The sequence below is a fragment of the Reyranella sp. genome (genome assembly GCF_050185545.1).
Classification (GTDB): Bacteria; Pseudomonadota; Alphaproteobacteria; order Reyranellales; family Reyranellaceae; genus Reyranella.
The window spans coordinates 8,427-12,317 of the sequence record NZ_JBFWZI010000149.1 but is presented as its reverse complement, the minus strand read 5'-3'; the positions used below and the strand labels follow the sequence as shown (position 1 = coordinate 12,317).

At 67.8% G+C, this 3,891-nt stretch carries 5 protein-coding genes; 1 reads left to right on the top strand and 4 read right to left on the bottom strand.

Annotation, left to right across the window (positions count from 1 at the left end):
• From AB7O82_RS28535 to AB7O82_RS28525, 3 genes are all read right to left on the bottom strand, one after another.
• Window positions 1-756, bottom strand: a 756-nt coding sequence (locus AB7O82_RS28535; RefSeq protein WP_428620777.1) for a glycerophosphodiester phosphodiesterase family protein, incomplete at its 3' end; no start/stop codon positions are given.
• Between the two features lie 25 nt (window positions 757-781).
• On the bottom strand, window positions 782-1,741 hold the full coding sequence (locus tag AB7O82_RS28530) for a M48 family metallopeptidase (protein WP_428543511.1): 960 nt from the start codon (window positions 1,739-1,741) through the stop codon (window positions 782-784).
• A gap of 61 nt (window positions 1,742-1,802) precedes the next feature.
• Window positions 1,803-2,354, bottom strand: coding sequence for a LemA family protein (locus AB7O82_RS28525; RefSeq protein ID WP_428543509.1), 552 nt, complete (start codon window positions 2,352-2,354; stop codon window positions 1,803-1,805).
• 94 nt (window positions 2,355-2,448) lie between these two features.
• Between AB7O82_RS28525 and AB7O82_RS28520 the strand changes: the two genes are divergently transcribed.
• On the top strand, window positions 2,449-2,916 hold the full coding sequence (locus AB7O82_RS28520) for a nuclear transport factor 2 family protein (protein ID WP_428543507.1): 468 nt from the start codon (window positions 2,449-2,451) through the stop codon (window positions 2,914-2,916).
• 96 nt (window positions 2,917-3,012) lie between these two features.
• Here the strand turns inward: AB7O82_RS28520 and dapD are convergent, their stop codons facing one another.
• Entirely contained in the window at window positions 3,013-3,852 is an 840-nt protein-coding gene (gene dapD, locus AB7O82_RS28515; protein WP_428543505.1) for a 2,3,4,5-tetrahydropyridine-2,6-dicarboxylate N-succinyltransferase, read from the bottom strand.
• Window positions 3,853-3,891: the final 39 nt, after the last annotated feature.

The following is a 3,891-nucleotide window of genomic DNA, read 5'->3' as shown; positions in this document are numbered from 1 at the left end:
CACCTTCAAGCCGAGGCCCTGCGCTTCCGTCACGGCCTCGGCCGTGACGTTGCGCCAGAATGGCGACCACACAGCGCAGCCCGCCGCCTTGGCCAGACGCGGCAGCGAGCCGCCGTGGGCCTGCAGGTCGAGGCCGGCGAGCCAGGGCGAGGGCTGGCCGCCGGCACGGCGCACGGTGTCCATGTTGTTGCTCTCGATCGAGAGGCAGCCCGTGGCGATCTCCGGCGCCAGCCGGCGCGCGGCCACCAGCCCGCGCCAGTCGAACGACTGGATGGTGGTGCGGTCGGAGGCCTTGGCGTCGCGGACTTGCTTCACGACGAGGTCGGCGAAGTGCTCGGGATCGATCGTGAGATCGGGCTTGGTCGGATCGGTCTTGATCTCGATGTTGAAGCGCAGCGGCGGCCCGCCCAGGGCGAAGACCTGGGCCAGGGTCAGGAAGCGCTCGCCGTCGGCGGGCTTCTGCCCGGGATATTGCTTGCCGTAGCGGCTATCGGGATTGGTTCGGCCGATGTCGTACTTCGCCAGGTCGACCGCGTTCAGCGTGCGGATCGGTGGCCCGGCCGTCGGCAGCCATTTGCCGTCGGGCCCGCGCACCAGGTCGGGATTGAGCACCGGATCGTGACTGATCACCAGAACGCCGTCGCGCGTGACGGCGAGGTCGGTCTCGAGCGTGGTGACGCCGAGCGCCATGGCGGTGCGGAATGCCGCCAGCGTGTTCTCCGGCGCGAGCCCGCGCGCCCCGCGATGGCCCTGCAGGTCGAAGGCGCCGGCGGCGCCGGGATCAGCCGCCCAGATTGCGCAGGCGAGCGATGCGATCAGCCGTATCGGGATGCGTGGCCATGAGCGCCGACGACTTCTTGGTGAAGGTCTGCACCGGGTTGACGATGAAGAGATGCTGGGTCGCACGGCTTACTCCGGGAAACGGCGCGGCCTTGTCGGCGAGCGTGCCGAGCGCCGAGATCAGGCCATTGGGATTGCGGGTGAACTGGACGGACGTGGCGTCGGCAAGATATTCGCGCTGGCGCGACACCGCCATCTGCACCGCCTTGGCGGCGAGCGGCGCCAGGACGGCGACGATGAGGAGCAGGAAGATCACCAGGCCGCCGCCGCCCGAGCCCTTCTTGTTGCTGCTGCTGCGGCCCGAGCCGCCCCAGGCCATGGTGCGCAGCAGCATGTCGCAGACCAGGGCGATCAGGCCGACCGTGACGCCCACCACCACCATGTAGCGGGTGTCCAGGTTGGCGAGATGCGCCATCTCGTGCGCCACCACGCCCTGCAGCTCGTCGCGGTTGAGCGTGTCGAGCAGGCCGCGGGTCACCGCGATGGTGCCGTTGCCCACCCTGTTGCCGGTGGCGAAGGCGTTGAGCGCGTCGGTCTCGAGCACCATCACCTTGGGCATCGGCTGGCCGGCGGCGATCGAGATCTCCTCGACCACGTTGTAGAGCTGCGGCGCATCGGCCTTGGTGATCGGCTTGGCCTCGGCCATCCTGAGCACCAGCCGGTCGCCGACCGCGAGCGAGACCAGGCTCCACACCACGCTTGCCGCCGTCATCACCAGCGCGATCACCACGCCGGCCGCGCTCAACAGCGGCACGCTGTCGGTGGCTTCGGTTTCGAGCGCCCAGCCGATCATGTAGCCGGTGAGCGCGGCGACGCCGGTCAGCACGACCAGCAACACCAGCGTGTTGCGCCGGTTGACCTTCTGCGCGGCGACGAAGTCGGTGGTGGCGGTGGTGCTCATGGGACCTTCTTCTTTCCTCCCCCGATTACGGGGGAGGCGGAAGAGGAAGGCGAGGCAGCTCTCACCGCAACGCCACCTTCGGCACCTCGCGCTCGGCGTCCGGCATGTTGAACAGCTCCATGGCATGGAAGCCGAGCGAGGCCGCAGCCACCACCGCCGGGAAGCTCTGGATGCGCGTGTTATAGGAATTGACCGAGTCGTTGTAGAACTGGCGCGCGAAGGCGATCTTGTTCTCGGTCGTCGTCAGCTCTTCCTGCAGCTGCTTGATGTTGTCGTTGGCCTTGAGCTGCGGATAGTTCTCGACCAGGGCGAACAGGCCGCGCGTGGCGACGCTCAGCGCCGCCTCCGCGGGACCGGCCTGCGCTGGGCCGGAGGCGGCAGCCGCGGCGTTGCGCGCCTGCACCACCTTGGTGAGCGTCTCCTGCTCGTAGCCCATGGCGTCCTTCACGACCTGCACCAGGTTGGGGATGAGATCGTGCCGGCGCTTCAGCTGCACGTCGATCTGGCTCCACGCCGTCTGTCCCTGGTTCCGGCCGGCAACCAGGCCGTTGTAGACCGCGATCAGCCACACGGCGATCAACACGAGTACGCCGACGATGATCCAGAAGCTCATGCCTCAGTCTCCCCCGATGCGATCCACGATCCGGGCCGCTCTTGCCGCCCGGTGCAGTTTAGTCATGATTGCGGCAACTCCGGGAGGACCAATCATGGATGCAGTCGCACTGCTGAAGGAATTCTGCAGCGCCGTCGAACGCCGCGACGGCCAGGCCTTCGCCGGCCTGTTCACCGAGGACGGCGTCTATCACGACGTGTTCTACGGTGCCTTCGAGGGTCGGGCGAAGATCGCCGAGATGATCGACGACTGGTTCCACCGCACCGCCCGCGACTTCCGCTGGGAAATGTTCCGGCCGGTGACCGATGGCAAGACGCTCTACGCTTACTATACGTTCAGCTACGTCTCGACCCTTCCCGAGGCCCGGGGCCGGCGAGTCGGCTTCGACGGCGTGTCGATCATGACCTTGCGCGACGGCAGGATCGCCGAGTACCGCGAGGTCGCCAACGCCAATCTCGGCCTGCTCGACATCGGCTTCGCGCCCGAGCGGATCGCCAAGATCATGGCCAGGGAGCTCGCCCACATAAAGGCGCGCCCCGAATGGGAGCGCCACCGGGCGTGAGAGGTCGTCGTATTCCGGACCGCGGGCGTCTCGCCCGCTCGGATTCATGAGCGGGCGAGACGCCCTGCGGTCCGGAAGGGCATGAAGCCCGGCAAATCAGTCGCGCAGCAGCTCGTTGATCGAGGTCTTGGAGCGGGTTCGCTCGTCGACCGTCTTCACGATCACCGCGCAGTAGGTCGAGGGCCGATCCGGCCCGCCGCCGATATTGCCCGGCACGACGACTGAGTAGGGCGGCACCTTGCCGATGTGGATCTGGCCGGTCGCGCGGTCGACCACCTTGGTGGTGGCGCTGATGAACACGCCCATCGACAGGACGGCGCCGGTGCCGACGATGACGCCTTCGACGACCTCGGAGCGCGCGCCGATGAAGCAGTTGTCCTCGACGATCACCGGGTTGGCCTGCAGGGGCTCGAGCACGCCGCCGATGCCGACGCCGCCCGACAGGTGGCAGTTCTTGCCGATCTGGGCGCACGATCCCACGGTCGCCCAGGTGTCGACCATGGTGCCACTGTCGACATAGGCGCCGAGATTGACGAAGGACGGCATCAGCACGACCGACGGCGCCACGTAGGAGCCGCGGCGCACGATCGAGCCCGGCACGGCGCGGAAGCCCGCCTTGGCGAAGCGGGCGGCATCCCAGCCGGTGGTCTTGAGCGGCACCTTGTCGAACCACGGGGCACTGCCCATGCCCGGGAAGCTCGCGCCGCCGTCCATCGGCACCGAATCATAGAGCCGGAAGGAGAGCAGCACGGCCTTCTTCAGCCACTGGTGGACCACCCACTCGTCGCCGAATTTCTCCGCCGTGCGATAGGTCCCGTTGTCCAGACCGGCGATCGCCGCCTCGACGGAGTCGCGGACCTCGCCCCTGGTGGCGCTGTTGATGCCGTCGCGCGCTTCCCACGCCGCATCGATGGCGGCTTCCAGCCCTTTGCTCATCGCTCCCCTCGTACAGTCCAGGATTGGACTCATCTCATG

What these genes read in the sequence shown, in the direction of transcription:
- AB7O82_RS28530 (WP_428543511.1), bottom strand. Translation starts at nt 1,741, where the DNA reads ATGAGCACCACCGCCACCACCGACTTCGTCGCCGCGCAGAAGGTCAAC.
- AB7O82_RS28525 (WP_428543509.1), bottom strand. Translation starts at nt 2,354, where the DNA reads ATGAGCTTCTGGATCATCGTCGGCGTACTCGTGTTGATCGCCGTGTGG.
- AB7O82_RS28520 (WP_428543507.1), top strand. Translation starts at nt 2,449, where the DNA reads ATGGATGCAGTCGCACTGCTGAAGGAATTCTGCAGCGCCGTCGAACGC.
- dapD (WP_428543505.1), bottom strand. Translation starts at nt 3,852, where the DNA reads ATGAGCAAAGGGCTGGAAGCCGCCATCGATGCGGCGTGGGAAGCGCGC.